This window comes from Methylobacterium sp. J-068, from assembly GCF_022829445.1.
GTDB lineage: Bacteria > Pseudomonadota > Alphaproteobacteria > Rhizobiales > Beijerinckiaceae > Methylobacterium.
The window spans coordinates 1-15,868 of the sequence record NZ_JAKSXY010000069.1 but is presented as its reverse complement, the minus strand read 5'-3'; the positions used below and the strand labels follow the sequence as shown (position 1 = coordinate 15,868).

Sequence of the window (15,868 nt, the reverse complement as noted above, 5' to 3'; positions counted from 1 at the left end):
GCCGTCGCGGCTTCGATCCGGGGCGCAACCCCACGCGTGAAAACCGCGCAGGCCGCGCGGACCGGATCGGCCGATCGTCACGAAAACGCCCGACCTTGCCCGCGCGGCGCCCGATTCCGCTTTGGGTCCGTCAACCCTCGGCCATGATCGTGAGGCACACACGACGCTGTCCGGCGCGGCCCCGAAGGCGCCTCGGCGGGCAATCCCATCCGCATCCTCGATCATCCGCCCGGCGCGTCCGGCCGCGGACCGGGCCCATCAGGATTTTTTCCCGTGAGCTTCACCGTCAGCGCGCGCGTTTCCGCTCGTCAGTTCTCGTTCCGGCATCACTCGATGCTGAGCGCACTCGATCAGAGCCTGTCGCTGGTGATCTCCGGCATGTCGGACGTGCGGATCGTCGAGGCGGATGGCCGGGTCCATACGCCGGCCGCGCTTCAGGCGCTGCTGTTCGGGGCTCGTCCCTCCGTGCCGGGCGTCATCGCGCCGACGCCCGCGATCGCGGCCTGACGCACGGTCTCAGGCCGCCTCGATATAGTGCGGCACGAAGAGGGCGGCGTTCGTGGTGATGGGTCCGGCGCTCTCGCGGATGCAGAGGCCGGCGGCCGCATCGCCGACGATCCAGGAGCCGACGAGCGGTCTGCGTCCGTCGAAGCACGGCACGGGCGCGAGCGCCTGCCGGATGTATCCCTCGGCGCCGTAGGGGCCGTGATCCTGCGCCACGACGATGCCCTCCTCCACCATCTGGATGTTGGCGCCCTCGCGCGAGTAGAGCGGCTTGCGGACGTAGCGCGTCCCGAGCGCGGCCCGGGCCGGATCCGTTTCGAAATAGGCCGGGAGCAGGTTCGGGTGGTTCGGTTCCCGCGCATAGAGGTACGGCAGCAGTCCCTTGTTCGACAGGATCGCCTTCCAGGGTGGTTCCAGGAAGCGGGTGGGCGTGCGCGCGACCGCGACGCCGAAGGTATCGGCGAAGGCCCATTCCCACGGGTAGAGCTTGAACAGGCGTGAGATCGGAGTTCTGCGACGATCGATGAAGCACCCGGCGGCGTCGAGCCCGATCTCGCCGAGGTCGAGGAAGCGGCACGCGAGGCCGGCCTGGCTGGCGCAATCTTCGAGATAAGCGACGGTGCCGCGATCCTCGGGCGCATCCGCGAAGGCCGTCAGCGCGAGCGTTCCGTCGCCAGGCATCGCCCGGAAGCGCGCGATGAGCCGTTCGTGGACGGCGTTGTACTGATCCGCTCCTCGGGCGAGACGCCCGTTCGCCAGCAGATCCTCGAGCCACAACCACTGAAACACCGCGGTCTCGTACAGGGCCGTCGGGGTGTCGGCATTGTATTCGAGGAGCTTGGCCGGGCCGTCACCGCCATAGGCGAAATCGAGGCGGCCGTAGAGCGACGGATCGCGCCGGTGCCAGCTGTCGCGCACCGCGTCCCAGGCGCATCGGGGGATGCGGAGGCCGGCCAGGATGTGCTCGTCCTCCACGGCCCGGTCCACGAAGTCCAGGCAGAGGGCGTGCAGCTCGGCGCTGGGCGCCTCGATCTCCTCCTCGATCTCGTCCAGGGTAAAGGCGTAGGCGTGACTCTCGTCCCAGTAGGGCTGGTCCGCGAGGGTGTGGAAGTGAAACCCGTTCCGGGCGGCGTGCATCCGCCAGTCGGGGCGCTCGCCGATGCGGACCCGGCGCATCAGCCGCCCCCGCCCTGCGCGGCGCCATCGTCTCCGCAAACCGCCCGCCCGGTGGCGCCGAAGCCGCCGAACAGGGCCGGCCGCACGGAGGCCGGGGGAACGCGAGCCGCGCTGCTGGAACCGCCGGCGGGGTTCACCGGGCACCCCCAACTCGTGCGGTACCCGGGCTGCGCGAAGGCTCCGAAGCCCCGGACATCGGACGTGCCGGAGGCGGCGCGAAAGAGGGGTTGCGGGTCGAGCTTCTGGGCGGCCGTGGCGCCGACCACGTAGGCGGCCATGAAGGGTACGAACCGATCGCCCGGGTCGGCCGACCGGCACTCGCCGACGCCGTGCTGCGCCTCGCACAGGTCCTTCGACGGATAGGTCGGCGCAGCCTCGGCATAGGTCCTTCGCGCCGCGGCGTAATCCGCCCGGCACTCCGCCTCCGTACGGACCCAGGCCGCGACGCAGGCTTCGGCGTCCGGGTAGATCCGGACGTCCTCCATCCGCTGGCTCGGATCGACGCGCGCCAGTTCCAGGGCCGCGATGCCGGCGCCGCCGAGCATGACCAGCGTCACCACCTGGGAGCGCTTGGACCTGCCTCCCTCGTCCAACTCGTCCTTCCGGCCCTGCGAAGACATTCTCGTCCGGACCGCTTCCCGGCGGCCCGCTCCCTGCCGCGACACCGCCCGGCCTCGCAGGCAAGTGGGAATGAGCTTGGCTGGCGATAAGGCCTCAGCAAGTCATGGCTTCAGTAAGTCATGGCCGCCGCATCGAGGATGCCGCCCGCGATGGACGCGGCCGAGAGCAGGGTGGCCCCCGCCATCTCGCCCGCCTCGATCCGCCGGGACAGGTCGGGCAGGGCGGCGCGCACGGCGAGGTAGATCGCCACCTGCACGATGAGCGCGACGAGGCCCCAGATCGCGCAGTCGAGGATCGATTGCGCGTTGTGGATCGAGACCGCCAGCGGCAGCGTGTACCCGATCAGGCTTCCGCCGAGCGCGACGGCCGCCGCGAGGTTGTTCCGCCGGATCAGCGCGAGCTCCCGGTGCCCCGTCGCCTGCAGGTAGACGACGAGGTAGATGCCGACGAGACCGAGGGCGACGGCCAGGTAGGCCAGGAAGGGACCGAGCCCCGCGATCGACGTCATGCGGGGGCGCCTCCTCGAGAGCTAGACCAGGCGGCTCTGGACGATCGCGGCACCGACGAAGCTCTGGAAGAGCGGGTGCGGCTCGAACGGGCGCGACTTCAGTTCCGGGTGGAACTGCACGCCGATGAACCACGGATGGCCCACATGCTCCACGGTTTCCGGCAGGAGGCCGTCCGGCGAGAGGCCGGAGAAGCGCAGGCCCTTGGCCTCCAGGCACTCGCGATAGGCCATGTTGACCTCGTAGCGGTGGCGGTGGCGCTCGGAGATGTCCGTGGTGCCGTAGATCTCGGCGATCTTCGATTCCGGGCGCAGGCTGGCCTGATAGGCGCCGAGCCGCATGGTGCCGCCGAGATCGCCGGCCGCCGCGCGGCGCTCCAGTTCGTTGCCCTTCAGCCATTCCGTGAGCAGGCCCACCACGGGCTCGGCGGTCTCGCCGAACTCGGTGGAGTTGGCGTCCGGCACGCCGGCCAGCGAGCGGGCCGCCTCGATCACCGCCATCTGCATGCCGAAGCAGATGCCGAAATACGGGATCTTGCGCTCGCGGGCGTAGCGGGCCGCGCGGATCTTGCCCTCGGCCCCGCGCTGGCCGAAGCCGCCGGGCACCAGGATGCCGTGGATGCCCTCCAGGAACGGCGCCGGGTCCTCGCGCTCGAAGACCTCGGCCTCGATCCATTCGAGGTTGACCTTGACGCGGTGCGCGATGCCCCCGTGGGTCAGCGCCTCGGTCAGCGACTTGTAGGCGTCCTTCAGGCCCGTGTACTTGCCCACGATGGCGATGGAGACCTCGCCCTCGGGGTTCCTGACCCGCTCCGAGATGATGCGCCAGCGCGACAGGTCCGGCTCGTCCAGCGAGGGCAGGCCGAAATGCGCCAGCACCTCGCGGTCGAGGCCGGCCTCGCGGTAGGAGAGCGGCACGTCGTAGATCGAGGCGACGTCGCGGGCCTCGATCACGGCGGTCTCGCGGACGTTGCAGAACAGCCCGAGCTTGCGACGCTCGTCGCTCGGAATCGGCCGGTCGCAGCGGCAGAGCAGCATGTCGGGCTGGATGCCGATGGAGCGAAGCTCCTTCACCGAGTGCTGCGTCGGCTTGGTCTTCAGCTCCCCGGCGGAGGGGATGTAGGGCAGCAGGGTCAGGTGCACGAAAGCGGTGGCGCCGCGCGGCAATTCCTGGCCGAGCTGGCGGATCGCCTCGAAGAACGGCAGGCCCTCGATGTCGCCGACCGTGCCGCCGATCTCCACGAGCACGAAGTCGAAGGCGTCGTTGCCCTCGAGGACGAATTCCTTGATCGCGTTGGTGACGTGCGGGATCACCTGGATCGTCGCGCCGAGGTAGTCCCCGCGCCGCTCCTTGGTGATGATGTCGAGGTAGATCCGGCCGGTGGTGATGTTGTCGGCCCGCGTCGCGGGCACGCCGGTGAAGCGCTCGTAATGGCCGAGGTCGAGATCGGTCTCCGCGCCGTCGTCGGTGACGAAGACCTCGCCGTGCTGCGTCGGGCTCATCGTGCCCGGATCGACGTTGAGGTAGGGGTCGAGCTTGCGCAGGCGGACCTTGTAGCCCCGCGCCTGAAGCAGGGCAGCGAGCGCTGCCGATGCGAGACCCTTGCCGAGCGAGGAAACCACGCCGCCGGTGATGAAAACGTACCGCGTCATGGGCCTCGGTCCATAAACAAGGGAGAACGATTCGCCAAACCCCAAAAACGCTTATCCCCCGCGAGGCGGGCGCATGCGCGTCGAGGTCGCGATCTCGGGCGGGTCTGGAAACGCGGTTCGGCGCCCGAACCGTCGGACGCCGTCATGCGAGAGGAGGTTTCGAAGCCGACCCGACGCGTCACGCGCGCAGGGTCGGGATCTCGATCGCGTCGGCCGAACCGACGTTGCCGGTCAGCGCGATTGCGGCGCCTGCGGCACGGCGGGCTGGGCCGGCTGCGTCGCCGGCACCTCCGCCGGGGTGCCGGGCTGGGTGCTGCCCTGCCCGCGCAGGGTGTCGAGCAGGTTGCCGGCGTTCGGCTGGGTCGCCGGCTGGCCGGTCGCCGTCCCTTCCAGGATCGAGCGGGGCGCGGCGCTCCGGTGCGACAGGATCGCGAGCGCCATGCTGGTCGTGAAGAACAGGGCCGCCAGGATCGCGGTCGCGCGCGTCAGGGCGTTCGCCTGGCCGCGCCCGGTCATGAAGCCCGCGACACCGCCGCTGCCGCCGCCCCCAAGACCGAGGCCGCCCTCGGAGCGCTGGAGCAGGACCACGGCGATCAGGCCGAGGACGACGATGAGGTGGATCGAGATCAGAACGGTCTGCATCGGGATTCCGGAATCTTCACCAAGCGCGCGCCGATCCCGAGAGGCTGGGTGTTCACGGGTCGGACGCGGGCGCGCCACGGGCCGGAGCTTCCTGGCGCCGCCACATATTCCCCGGGGCCATACACCAGATGCGCGTCCGCGCCAACCGGACGCCCGCGCGGCGCTGGCGGGCGGCTCCACCTCGCACATCGGGCGCCGTTGTGCTGTGATCGGACCCGAAGCCGCCGGTGGGACGCGCGGCGAAGCGCGGCGCCGCGTGGATGCGCCGAGCGGGAGGAAGCCGATGTTCGCCAGACACCCTTCGATGATCCGTGCCGCACGGCTCGCCCTCGCCCTCGCCGCCGCCGGCCTCACCCCGCTGGCCGCTCGTGCCGGCGGCCCGGAGGTCGAGGTCGAGGCGGCGGTGGACGCCCTGACCCGAGCCATCCTCGAGGCCGACCGGAGCGCCCTGAACGATCTCGTCCTGGACGGCCTGAGCTATGGCCATTCGAGCGGCGCCGTACAGGACAAGGCCGCCTTCGTGGAGGCGCTGGCGAGCGGGCGCTCCCGCTTCCCCAGCATCAGCCTGTCGAACAGGACCGCCTCCGTCGTCGGCGACGCCGCCATCGTCCGGCACGTCTTCGACGGTGAGACGGTCGCCAACGGCAAGAGCGCGCCGGTGCATATCGGCGTGCTCCAGGTCTGGCACCGGGAGGCGGGGCGCTGGCGCCTGCTGGCGCGCCAAGCCTTCAAGCTCTGAGCAGCCTTCAAGCTCTGAGGCCGCCTCTCAGTCGCGACGCCGGTAGCGATATCCGTGCAGCGTGCGGGTGAAGCCGAGACCCGCGTACAGGGCACGGGCCGGGTGGTTGCCCGCGACCACCTGGAGGCAGGCCCCCTCGGCCCCCTGCCCTCGCGCCCAGATCATCAGGGCGGCGACGAGGGCGGCCGCGTGCCCGGACCGCCGGTGCTCAGGATGCGTCGCGACGGATTCGAGGACGAGGAGCCGGCGATGCACGGCTCCGTAGGCGACGCCGACGGTTCGGCCGGCCGCGATCCGGTGAACGAACAGCCGCGGCAGGATCAGGCAGCCGAGGGATGCCCGGTAGGTCCGCAGGGCGATCTCATCCGTCACGCCCTCGCAGGCGGCCTGCGCGGCGAACCACGACGGGTCCGGATCGGGCGCGACGCCGACATCGTCGGGCGGGCGCGCGCCGAATCCGGCGAAGTCCGCGAACAGCGTGGCTGTTTCACCCTCGGCGCGATAGCCGAGACGGTCGAGCAGCGCGTCCATCTCGGGCGCGAGGTCGGGAACGCGCACGATCAGGGGGCGGCCGAGCCCGCGACAGATCGGCTCCGCCGCCGCGATCACCGCCGCCGGATCGTCGCGCGGACCACGCAGCGGGTTGAGGGAATTGGTCCGCCGGGTCGGGCCACCGGCCGCGCGCAGGAGCCAGCCGCCGAGGCTGACCTGCACCGGCGCCGGGCGGGCGTTGAGACAGGCCTCCTCGACGGCCCAGGCCAGATCCTCGTCCGTCTTCCAATCCATGCCGCGCCTCTCCATCGAACCGCCCGCAGGGCCGGCGCCAACGTAAGGATGAAGCCGGAAGGGTGCCTCAGCGCAGGTAGGCGTGGGCGATGCCGAGGAAATCGTCGGCCACGAGGCTGGCGCCTCCCACGAGGGCGCCGTCGACGTTGTCCACCGCCATCAGCTCGCGCGCGTTGCTCGGCTTGACCGAGCCGCCATAGAGGATCCGCACGGCCTGCGCCTCGGCGCCGATGAGTTGGCCCAGCATCTCGCGCAGGCTCGCATGGACTTCCGCGATGTCCTCGGGCGTCGGAGTCAGGCCGGTGCCGATGGCCCAGACCGGCTCGTAGGCGATGATCGTGTCCCGCGCGGTGGCGCCCTTCGGCACGCCGATGGCGAGCTGGGCGCGCACGATGTCGAGGGTGCGGCCCTCTTCCCGCTCTTCCTTGGTCTCGCCGACGCAGATGATGCCGCAGAGACCGGCGCGGCGCGCGGCGAGCGCCTTGGCGTGGACGCCGTCATCGGTCTCGTGATGGTAGGCGCGGCGCTCGGAATGGCCGACGATGACGTAGGAGGCGCCGAGATCGGCCAGCATCTCCGCCGAGATGCTGCCCGTGAAGGCGCCGTTCGCCTTGGCGTGCAGGTTCTGACCGCCGATGGCGATGGGCGACCCGTAGGCCGCCGCGACGCAGGAGGCGATCAGCGTCGAGGGCGGGCAGATCAGGAGGTCGACGGACTCGCCCAGAGCCGGCGTCAGCCCGCTGCGCACCGCCTCCACGACGGCGATCGATCCGCGCAGGCCGTTCATCTTCCAGTTGCCGGCAACCAGAGGCCGTCGCCCCGACTTCGTCATCCCGTCCCTCGCGCTATGGCTTCGCTTCGTCCTTGCGCCGCCCGTAACATCGCGCCCGAGGCGGTGCAAACCGGGACACGGGCTTTGCGATGATAGCCCGGATGGTCTATCGCGGGCGGCTTTCCCTGGAACGAGGGGCGCGCGTCGCGCCCAACCGACGGGTACCCGGACGTCCGATGCTGCAGAACATGCGCAAGGCCAGCCAACATTGGCTCGGCAAGATCATCCTCACGGTGGTCTTCACCTTCCTCATCGCGGGCGTCGCGATCTTCGGCGTCGAGGAGTTCTTCCGCGCGGGTTCGTCGAACACCGTGGCCACCGTGGGCAAGGCGCAGATCTCGGCCGAGGCCGTGCGCACCGCCTATCAGAACCAACTTCAGCGCTACCAGAGCCAGACCCGCCGTACCCTGACGCCGGACCAGGCCCGCGCCCTCGGGATCGACCGGCAGGTGCTGGCCCAGCTCGTCAGCGAGGCCTCCCTCGACCAGCAGACCGCGGCGCTCGGGCTGAGCATCCCGGACGCCGCCGTGCTGCGCGCGATCCAGGAAGAGAAGAGCTTCCAGGGCGCGGACGGCAAGTTCGACCCGGCCCTGTTCTACCAGACCCTCCAGCGCGCCGGCATCAACGAGGCGACCTTCGTGCGCGAGCAGCGCGCGGTTGCCGCCCGGCTCCAGCTCGCGGAGGCGGTGGCCGCCGACCTGCACGTGCCGGAAGCCCTGCGCGAGGCCGTGCACCGCTACAGCACCGAGCGGCGTTCGATCGCCCTGATGATGCTGCCGCCCTCCGTGGCCGGCGAGATCCCGGCCCCGACCGAGGAGGCGGTGAAGGCCTATTACGAGGAGAACAAGTTCGCCTTCCGGGCGCCCGAGACCCGCAACGTCACGCTGCTGGTCCTCGATCCGCAGGCCATGGCCAAGCCCGACGCCGTGAGCGCCGAGGACATCGCCAAGCGCTATGCCGCCGACAAGGCCCGCTACGGCACGCCGGAGCGCCGCACGATCCAGCAGATCGTGTTCCCGGACGCTGCCGCCGCCGAGACCGCCCGCAAGGCGATCGAGGCGGGCGAGAAGCCGTTCGAGGCCGCCGCCGCCGAGACCGGAGCGGACGCCAAGACCCTCTCGCTCGGCACCCTGTCGAAGGCCGAGCTGTTCGACCCGGCGGTGGCGGATGCCGCCTTCGCGCTGCCGCTCGACGGCGTCAGCCAGCCCGTGAAGGGCCGCTTCGGGACGGTCCTCCTGCGCGTCACCGCCATCGAGCCCGAGACGGTGAAGCCCCTCGCCGACGTTTCGGCCGACATCGCCAAGACCATCGCGCTCGAACGCGCGACCAGCGGCATCGAATCCGCGCATGACGCGATCGAGGACCAGCGCGCCAACACCAAGCCACTGGCCGACATCGCCAAGGAGCGCGACCTGCCGCTGCGCACGATTCCTGCGGTGACGGCCCAGGGCCTCGACCCGGCGGGCCATACCGTCGAGGGCATCCCGGACCGCGACACGACGCTCACGGCCCTGTTCCGCGCCGAGATGGGCGGCGACAACGAGCCGCTCCGGACGAAGAACGGCGGCTATGTCTGGTACGACGTCACCGGCATTGACCGGGTGCATGACAAGCCCCTGGAGGAGGTCCGCGACGAGGTCGTCGCCCGCTGGCGCGCCGCCGAGACGCAGAGCCGCCTCCTCGCCAAGGCCAAGGAACTGACGGCCCGCCTCGACAAGGGCGAGGCCGTGGAGACGGTGGCGGCCGAGGCCGGGCTCAACGTGCAGACCCTGACGGACCTCGCGCGCAACCAGCCGCAGGGCGACGTGAGCGCCGATGTCGTGAACCGCGTCTTCGCCACGGCCGTCGACAAGGCGGCCTCGGCCGAGGCCGGCGAGAGCCGCGCCCTGTTCAAGGTCACCGCCGCGATCATGCCGGCCTACGTGCCCGGCACGCCGGCGGACGAGGCCGTCACGAAGCGCTTCCAGCCCACGATCGCCGACGACGTCCTCGGCGAATATATCGGCGATGTTCAGAACGCGGTCGGCGTCAGCGTCAATCAAACGGCCTTCCGCCGGGCGATCGGCGGCGGCGAGTATTGAGCCGGCGATGACAGAGGACACCGCCTTCTCGGGCTTCGCCGAGGCCTACGAGGCCGGCCGCGCCGCCCTCCTCCACCTCACGCTGGTGGCGGACCTGGAAACGCCCGTCGCCGCCTTCCTGAAGCTGCGGGCGCGCCATGCCGGCGCGGCGTTCCTGCTCGAATCCGTCGAGGGCGGCGTCGTGCGCGGACGCTACTCGATGATCGGCCTCGATCCGGACCTCGCCTGGCGCTGCCGGGACGGCCGGGCCGAGATCGCGCGCGGGGCCGACCTGTCGGCTTTCACGCCCGAGGAGGCGCCGCCGCTCGCCAGCCTGCGCGCGCTGATCGCCGAGAGCGCCATCGGCGCCGAGGGCGACACGGACGCGCTGCCGCCCATGGCCGCCGGCCTGTTCGGCTATCTCGGCTACGACATGGTCCGGGCCATGGAGCAGCTCGGCGCGCCGAACCCGGACCCGCTCGACGTGCCGGACGCGATCCTGGTGCGCCCGCGCGTGATGGTGGTGTTCGATTCGGTGCGCGACCTCATCACCGTCGTCGGACCCGTGCGCCCCGTCCCCGGCATCCCGGCGCGCGCCGCCTATGAATCCGCGCTCGCGCGGCTGGAAGGCGTGGCGGAGGCGCTGGAAGGCCCCCTGCCCGTCGACGCGCGCATCGATCCGCGCGGCATCGCGAGCCCTGAGCCCGTCTCGAACACCACGCCCGACGAATACCTGTCGATGGTGGCGCGGGCCAAGGAGTACATCGTCGCCGGCGACGTCTTCCAGGTGGTGCTGTCCCAGCGCTTCGAGGCGCCGTTCACCCTGCCGGCCCTGGCGCTCTACCGCTCCCTGCGGCGGACGAACCCGGCGCCGTTCCTGTGCTACCTCGACTTCGAGGCGTTTCAGCTCGTCTGCTCCTCGCCCGAGATCCTGGTGCGGGTGCGCGAGGGCCGCGTCACCATCCGGCCGATCGCCGGCACGCGCCGGCGCGGCGCGAACCCGGCCGAGGACCGGGCGCTCGCCGAGGAACTCCTGGCCGACCCGAAGGAGCGCTCCGAGCACCTGATGCTGCTCGACCTCGGCCGCAACGACGTCGGCCGCGTGGCGCGCATCGGCAGCGTCACCGTGACGGGCTCGTTCTTCCTCGAATTCTACAGCCAGGTCATGCACATCGTCTCGAACGTCGAGGGCGACCTCGACCCGAGGCACGATGCCCTGGCCGCCCTGGCCGCCGGCTTTCCCGCCGGCACGGTCTCGGGCGCGCCGAAGGTGCGCGCCATGGAGATCATCGACGAGCTGGAGCGCGAGAAGCGCGGACCCTATGGCGGCTGCATCGGCTATTTCGGCGCGCGCGGCGAGATGGACACCTGCATCGTGCTCCGCACCGCGCTGGTGAAGGACGGCCGCATGCACGTCCAGGCCGGCGCCGGCATCGTCTACGATTCCGATCCGGCCTCCGAGCAGCAGGAATGCGTCAACAAGGCCAAGGCCCTGTTCCGCGCGGCGGAGGACGCCGTGGTGTTCGCGAGCCGGGCGCGGCGGGGGCAGTAGCGTCGGCGCGGCCGGTCGACCACGCGCGGGACGTTGACCACGCGCGGGACTCGGGCCAAACCGCCCCCATGCCCGTGCGTGAGCCAGCGATGTCCGACGTCCTCGTCATCGACAACTACGATTCCTTCACCTGGAACCTCGTCCACCTCATCGGCCCGCTCTGCGGCTCGATCGACGTGGTGCGCAACGACGCGATCACCACCGAGGAGATCCGCGCGCGCCGGCCCGACGCGGTGGTGCTCTCGCCGGGTCCCTGCTCGCCGAACGAGGCCGGCATCTGCCTCGACGTGGTCAAGGACCTGTCCGCCGAGATCCCGATCTTCGGCGTCTGCCTCGGCCTCCAGGCGATCGGACAGGCCTTCGGGGGCGACGTGGTGCGCGCGCCGACGCCGATGCACGGCAAGGTCTCCAGCATCCGGCACGGGGCGGCGGGCATCTTTCGCGGCCTGAACGGGCCGTTCGATGCCACCCGCTACCATTCGCTGGTGGTGGAGCGCGGCGGCTGCCCGGCCGACCTGACCGTGACGGCGGAGGCGGACGGCCTGATCATGGGCTTGTCGCACGCGCATCGTCCGGTGCACGGCGTGCAGTTCCATCCCGAGAGCATCCTCTCGCATCACGGATCGCAGATCCTGCGCAATTTCCTGGACATCGCGGGCGCCTGGAACACCGCGCGTGACAAGGGCCGCGACGGCGTGCATTGACGGGAACGAGCACGCTTCAGGAATAATCCCGGCCATCCGGCCGGACCTTCACGCCCGAGCCCCATGGAATCCTTTAAGCCCCTCCTCGCGAAGGTCGCCACCGGCGCGGGCCTGGACCGTGACGAGGCGCGGCGGGCCTTCGACGATCTGCTCTCGGGCGAGGTCACGCCGGTCCAGGCGGGCGCCTTCCTGATGGCGCTGAAGGTGCGCGGCGAGGCGCCCGACGAGATCGTCGGCGCCGTCGAGGCCATGCGCGCGCGGATGCTGCCCGTGACGCCGGTTCCGGGCGCCGTCGACGTCGTCGGCACCGGCGGTGATCATTCGGGCAGCTACAACGTTTCGACGCTGGCCGCGATCATCGTGGCGGCCTGCGGCGTGCCGGTGGCCAAGCACGGCAACCGCGCCGCGACCTCGCGCTCGGGGGCGGCCGACGTGCTCGCCGCGCTCGGGGTCCGCATCGGCCTCGGCCCAGACGAATTGAGTCTCTGCCTCGCGGAAGCCGGCCTGTGCTTCATGTTCGCCCAGACGCACCACGCCGCCATGCGCCACGTGGCGCCCGTGCGGGCCGAACTGCCGACGCGGACCATCTTCAACATGCTCGGCCCGCTGTCGAATCCGGCCGGCGTGCGGCGCCAGCTCTTCGGCGTCTCGTCGCCCGCCTGGGCCGAGCCGCTGACCGGCGTGCTCGGCGAACTCGGCAGCGACCGGGTCTGGACCGTCCATGGCAGCGACGGCCTCGACGAGATCACCGTCACGGGTCCGACGGCCGTGGTGGCCCTCGAGGACGGCCGGATCTCGCGCTTCACCATCGACCCGCGCGAGGTCGGCATTCCCCTCCACGACCTCGATGCCTTGCGCGGCGGCGATCCCGCCCACAACGCGGTGGCTCTCGGCCAGGTGCTGGAGGGGGCGCGCAACGCCTATCGCGACATCGCGGTGCTCAATGCCGGCGCCGCCCTCGTGGTGGCCGAGGCGGCCTCGACCCTCGCCGAGGGCGTGGTCCGCGCAGCGGACGCCCTCGACACCGGCGCGGCCCGCGCCACCCTTGGCCATCTCGTCCGCCTCTCGAACCTCCGCTCGAACGCCTGAAGGCCCGCCATGTCCGAGCATCCGTCCGAGCCCGACACCGCTCTCGTCCCCGCCCAGGCCGAGCGCAAGGACGTGCTCGCCCGCATCGAGACCTACAAGCGTCGCGAAATCGCCGAAGCCAAGCTGCGGGTGCCGCAGACCAAGCTCGAGAAGCGCATCGCGAGCGTGTCGGCGCCGCGCGGCTTCGCCGACGCCATCGCGGCCCATATCGCGGACAAGCGCCCGGCACTGATCGCCGAGGTGAAGAAGGCCTCGCCGTCCAAGGGCCTGATCCGGGCGGATTTCGACCCCGCCATCCTCGCCGCCGCCTATGAGGCCGGTGGCGCCACCTGCCTGTCCGTGCTCACCGATACGCCCTCGTTCCAGGGCAAGCCGGAATACCTGACCGAGGCGCGCAACGCCTGCACCCTGCCGGTCCTGCGCAAGGACTTCCTGTTCGAGCCCTATCAGGTCTTCGAGGCACGGGCCTGGGGCGCCGATTGCATCCTCGTGATCATGGCCTGCCTCGACGACGACGAGGCCGCCGCCCTGGTGGAGACGGCCCACGACCTCGGCATGGACGTCCTGGTCGAGGTTCACGACACCGAGGAGCTGACGCGCGCCCTGCCGCTCGGCACCCGGTTGGTCGGCATCAACAATCGCAATCTCAAGACCTTCGAGGTTTCGTTCGAGACCGCGATCCGCCTCGCCGCGGGCGTGCCGGCGGACCGGATCGCCGTGGCCGAGAGCGGCATCGCCGGCCATGCCGACGTGGTGCGCCTCGCCGAGAGCGGGCTCGACACGATCCTGGTGGGCGAGAGCCTGATGCGAGAGGCCGACGTGACCGCCGCGACGCGCCGCCTGCTCTTCGGCGACGCGAAGGCCTGAGGAGCCGGGCATGGCCGAACTCACGCATCTCGACGCCTCCGGCGCGGCCAACATGGTCGATGTCTCCGGGAAGGACGCGACCACCCGCACGGCGCGCGCCACCGGCTCGGTCGTCATGCTGCCCGAGACCCTGCGGCTGATCCGCGAGGGCGACGCCAAGAAGGGCGACGTCATCGGCACGGCGCGGCTCGCCGGCATCATGGCCGCGAAGCGCACGCACGAACTCATTCCGCTCTGCCACCCCCTGCTGCTCTCCAAGGTCCGCGTCGATTGCGAGGCGGACGACAGCCTGCCCGGCCTGCGGGTGAGCGCGGAGGTGAAGGTGCTGGGGGCCACGGGCGTCGAGATGGAGGCGCTCACCGCCGTCTCGGTGGCGTGCCTGACCATCTACGACATGGTGAAGGCGGCCGATCGCGGCATGCGCATCGAGGGCATCCGACTGCTGGCCAAGGATGGCGGGCGCTCCGGCGCCTTTCGCGCCGAGGATCTTCCTTGAGCGGCAAGGGCCAGAGCGGGATGATCCCGGTCGCCGAGGCGCTGGCCCGTGTCCTCGCGAGCGTTCCGGACCCCGTCTCCACGGAGATTCTTCCGATCGCGCAAGCGGCCGGCCGGATTCTGGCCGGGGATGTCCACGCGACGCGGACGCAACCGCCCTTTCCGGCTTCCGCGATGGACGGCTACGCCGTGCGGGCGGGCGATTGCGCCTCCTGCCCGGCGAGCCTGCGGGTAATCGGCACCAGCGCGGCCGGGCACGGATTCTCGGGCCTCGTCGGCCCCGGCGAGGCGGTGCGGATCTTCACCGGGGCGCCGGTGCCGGAGGGTGCGGACGCCATCCTGATCCAGGAGAACGCCGAGGCCGGCGACGGTCGCGTCACGGCACGCGAGCCCGTGGCGCCGGGTCGCTTCGTGCGTCCGAGCGGGCTGGATTTCCAGGAGGGCGCGCGGCTGCTGCGGGCCGGAGACACCCTCGACGTCCGGCGTCTCGCCCTGGCGGCGGCCGGGGGCCACGGCGCCCTCACCGTCCGACGCCGGCCCCGGGTGGCGATCCTCGCCACCGGCGACGAACTCGTTCCGCCCGGCATGCCGGCGCGCTGGGACCAGATCGTGGCCTCGAACGGGCTCGCGGTGGCCGCGCTGGTGCGCGAAGCGGGCGGGGAGGCGATCGACCTCGGCATCGCCGGCGACACCCGCGAAGCGCTCGAAGCGGCGATCCGCCGGGCCATGACGGAGAAGGCCGATCTCCTGATCACGCTGGGCGGGGCCTCGGTCGGCGACCACGACCTCGTGCAATCCGCCCTGCGCGCGCAGGGGCTGGAGCTCGGCTTCTGGCGGGTGGCGCTCCGGCCCGGAAAGCCCTTGATGCACGGGCGCCTGGGGGAGATGGCGGTGCTGGGCCTGCCCGGCAATCCGGTGGCCTCGGTGGTCTGTGGGCTTCTGTTCGTCGTTCCGGCGATCCGGGCGCTGCTGGGCGATCCCGCAGCGGCGGCCGACCGCTCGGAGCCGGCGATCCTCGGATGCGACCTGCCCGAGAACGACCTGCGGCAGGATTATCTGCGAGCCCGGATCGAGACCTCACCCGACCGGGTGCCGGTGGTCTACCCGGAAAACCGGCAGGATTCCTCGATGCTGTTCGTCCTCGGCACGGCCGAGGCCCTGCTGGTCCGGGCGCCGCATGCGCCGGCGGCGAAGGCCGGCGAGCCCTGCCGGATCGTCAGGCTCGACCGGCGCATCGTCTGATACTGGTTCCAGCTGATCACTTCGGATCACTGGATCGCGACGGGCTCCCTCTCCTGGAAGGAGAGGGTTGGGGTGAGGTGTAGTCCATCTCCGGAGAGGTCACGCACCTCACCCTGTCCCTCTCCTTCCAGGAGAGGGGACCCGCGCTCCGGCTCGTCAGCTTTCCGACCGAATCTACCGTAGGCCGTATGATGGATCAGAAATTTCGGGGCTCGACGTACCGTGATCGCTCTATCCACAGGCCTATTTCGTGCGATTGCCTTTACGGACCATGGGTTTGTCTAGCGCCTGTCCACAACCCATGCCGTGCGTTGACACAGCCAAGCATAAGAACAAAATAGGAACAGAACCCGCCGCGAAAGAGAAATTGGTCATGCCGCAGGCCGCGAACGGACACGACG

General features: G+C 70.9%; 16 protein-coding genes. 9 read left to right on the top strand and 7 right to left on the bottom strand.

Annotated elements, in window-relative coordinates; genetic code table 11:
• Positions 1 to 273: 273 nt before the first annotated feature.
• Positions 274 to 507, top strand: coding sequence for a hypothetical protein (locus MKK54_RS10060; RefSeq protein ID WP_244010653.1), 234 nt, complete (start codon positions 274 to 276; stop codon positions 505 to 507).
• A gap of 9 nt (positions 508 to 516) precedes the next feature.
• Here the strand turns inward: MKK54_RS10060 and MKK54_RS10055 are convergent, their stop codons facing one another.
• The 5 genes from MKK54_RS10055 to secG all read right to left on the bottom strand — a co-directional run bounded on the left by MKK54_RS10055 (position 517) and on the right by secG (position 5,101).
• The gene (locus MKK54_RS10055; protein WP_244010652.1) at positions 517 to 1,680 is read right to left on the bottom strand and encodes a glutathionylspermidine synthase family protein; all 1,164 of its coding nucleotides are present in this window, start codon (positions 1,678 to 1,680) and stop codon (positions 517 to 519) included.
• Positions 1,680 to 2,273, bottom strand: coding sequence for a DUF1190 domain-containing protein (locus MKK54_RS10050; RefSeq protein WP_244010651.1), 594 nt, complete (start codon positions 2,271 to 2,273; stop codon positions 1,680 to 1,682). The genes MKK54_RS10055 and MKK54_RS10050 overlap by 1 nt, the downstream gene beginning before the upstream one ends.
• Positions 2,274 to 2,410: 137 nt before the next feature.
• The gene (locus MKK54_RS10045) at positions 2,411 to 2,809 is read right to left on the bottom strand and encodes a DUF350 domain-containing protein (protein WP_244010650.1); all 399 of its coding nucleotides are present in this window, start codon (positions 2,807 to 2,809) and stop codon (positions 2,411 to 2,413) included.
• 21 nt (positions 2,810 to 2,830) lie between these two features.
• Positions 2,831 to 4,459 (bottom strand): CTP synthase, encoded by a 1,629-nt coding sequence (locus tag MKK54_RS10040; RefSeq protein WP_244010649.1) that lies wholly within the window; start codon positions 4,457 to 4,459, stop codon positions 2,831 to 2,833.
• Between the two features lie 231 nt (positions 4,460 to 4,690).
• Positions 4,691 to 5,101 carry a preprotein translocase subunit SecG gene (secG, locus tag MKK54_RS10035; RefSeq protein WP_244010648.1) on the bottom strand — a complete coding sequence of 137 codons (411 nt, stop codon included), beginning with the start codon at positions 5,099 to 5,101 and terminating at the stop codon, positions 4,691 to 4,693.
• Positions 5,102 to 5,405: 304 nt separating this feature from the next.
• Here secG and MKK54_RS10030 point away from each other — a divergent pair, with 304 nt between their 5' ends.
• Positions 5,406 to 5,840, top strand: coding sequence for a nuclear transport factor 2 family protein (locus tag MKK54_RS10030; RefSeq protein WP_244010647.1), 435 nt, complete (start codon positions 5,406 to 5,408; stop codon positions 5,838 to 5,840).
• Positions 5,841 to 5,867: 27 nt separating this feature from the next.
• On the opposite strand, the gene MKK54_RS10025 is transcribed toward MKK54_RS10030, so the two are convergent.
• Complete coding sequence (locus tag MKK54_RS10025) at positions 5,868 to 6,626, bottom strand: GNAT family N-acetyltransferase (RefSeq protein WP_244010646.1); 759 nt, start codon at positions 6,624 to 6,626, stop codon at positions 5,868 to 5,870.
• 67 nt (positions 6,627 to 6,693) lie between these two features.
• Positions 6,694 to 7,458 carry a triose-phosphate isomerase gene (gene tpiA, locus MKK54_RS10020; protein WP_244010645.1) on the bottom strand — a complete coding sequence of 255 codons (765 nt, stop codon included), beginning with the start codon at positions 7,456 to 7,458 and terminating at the stop codon, positions 6,694 to 6,696.
• A gap of 176 nt (positions 7,459 to 7,634) precedes the next feature.
• Between tpiA and MKK54_RS10015 the strand changes: the two genes are divergently transcribed.
• The 7 genes from MKK54_RS10015 (at position 7,635) to glp (ending at position 15,467) form a co-directional block, all read left to right on the top strand.
• Positions 7,635 to 9,539, top strand: a complete 1,905-nt coding sequence (locus MKK54_RS10015; RefSeq protein WP_244010644.1) for a peptidylprolyl isomerase — start codon at positions 7,635 to 7,637, stop codon at positions 9,537 to 9,539.
• 7 nt (positions 9,540 to 9,546) lie between these two features.
• Positions 9,547 to 11,070 carry an anthranilate synthase component I gene (trpE, locus tag MKK54_RS10010; protein ID WP_244010643.1) on the top strand — a complete coding sequence of 508 codons (1,524 nt, stop codon included), beginning with the start codon at positions 9,547 to 9,549 and terminating at the stop codon, positions 11,068 to 11,070.
• 89 nt (positions 11,071 to 11,159) lie between these two features.
• The gene (locus MKK54_RS10005; protein ID WP_244010642.1) at positions 11,160 to 11,774 is read left to right on the top strand and encodes an anthranilate synthase component II; all 615 of its coding nucleotides are present in this window, start codon (positions 11,160 to 11,162) and stop codon (positions 11,772 to 11,774) included.
• Between the two features lie 63 nt (positions 11,775 to 11,837).
• Entirely contained in the window at positions 11,838 to 12,863 is a 1,026-nt protein-coding gene (trpD, locus tag MKK54_RS10000) for an anthranilate phosphoribosyltransferase (protein ID WP_244010641.1), read from the top strand.
• A gap of 9 nt (positions 12,864 to 12,872) precedes the next feature.
• Positions 12,873 to 13,730 carry an indole-3-glycerol phosphate synthase TrpC gene (gene trpC / locus MKK54_RS09995; protein WP_244010640.1) on the top strand — a complete coding sequence of 286 codons (858 nt, stop codon included), beginning with the start codon at positions 12,873 to 12,875 and terminating at the stop codon, positions 13,728 to 13,730.
• Positions 13,731 to 13,740: 10 nt separating this feature from the next.
• Positions 13,741 to 14,226 (top strand): cyclic pyranopterin monophosphate synthase MoaC, encoded by a 486-nt coding sequence (gene moaC / locus MKK54_RS09990; RefSeq protein WP_244010639.1) that lies wholly within the window; start codon positions 13,741 to 13,743, stop codon positions 14,224 to 14,226.
• Positions 14,227 to 14,246: 20 nt separating this feature from the next.
• Complete coding sequence (glp, locus tag MKK54_RS09985) at positions 14,247 to 15,467, top strand: gephyrin-like molybdotransferase Glp (protein ID WP_244010678.1); 1,221 nt, start codon at positions 14,247 to 14,249, stop codon at positions 15,465 to 15,467.
• Positions 15,468 to 15,868: the final 401 nt, after the last annotated feature.

Coding starts and splice junctions, on each gene's coding strand:
- MKK54_RS10055 (WP_244010652.1), bottom strand. CDS start 1,680: ATGCGCCGGGTCCGCATCGGCGAGCGCCCCGACTGGCGGATGCACGCC.
- MKK54_RS10045 (WP_244010650.1), bottom strand. CDS start 2,809: ATGACGTCGATCGCGGGGCTCGGTCCCTTCCTGGCCTACCTGGCCGTC.
- MKK54_RS10040 (WP_244010649.1), bottom strand. CDS start 4,459: ATGACGCGGTACGTTTTCATCACCGGCGGCGTGGTTTCCTCGCTCGGC.
- secG (WP_244010648.1), bottom strand. CDS start 5,101: ATGCAGACCGTTCTGATCTCGATCCACCTCATCGTCGTCCTCGGCCTG.
- MKK54_RS10030 (WP_244010647.1), top strand. CDS start 5,406: ATGATCCGTGCCGCACGGCTCGCCCTCGCCCTCGCCGCCGCCGGCCTC.
- MKK54_RS10025 (WP_244010646.1), bottom strand. CDS start 6,626: ATGGATTGGAAGACGGACGAGGATCTGGCCTGGGCCGTCGAGGAGGCC.
- tpiA (WP_244010645.1), bottom strand. CDS start 7,458: ATGACGAAGTCGGGGCGACGGCCTCTGGTTGCCGGCAACTGGAAGATG.
- MKK54_RS10015 (WP_244010644.1), top strand. CDS start 7,635: ATGCTGCAGAACATGCGCAAGGCCAGCCAACATTGGCTCGGCAAGATC.
- trpE (WP_244010643.1), top strand. CDS start 9,547: ATGACAGAGGACACCGCCTTCTCGGGCTTCGCCGAGGCCTACGAGGCC.
- MKK54_RS10005 (WP_244010642.1), top strand. CDS start 11,160: ATGTCCGACGTCCTCGTCATCGACAACTACGATTCCTTCACCTGGAAC.
- trpD (WP_244010641.1), top strand. CDS start 11,838: ATGGAATCCTTTAAGCCCCTCCTCGCGAAGGTCGCCACCGGCGCGGGC.
- trpC (WP_244010640.1), top strand. CDS start 12,873: ATGTCCGAGCATCCGTCCGAGCCCGACACCGCTCTCGTCCCCGCCCAG.
- moaC (WP_244010639.1), top strand. CDS start 13,741: ATGGCCGAACTCACGCATCTCGACGCCTCCGGCGCGGCCAACATGGTC.
- glp (WP_244010678.1), top strand. CDS start 14,247: ATGATCCCGGTCGCCGAGGCGCTGGCCCGTGTCCTCGCGAGCGTTCCG.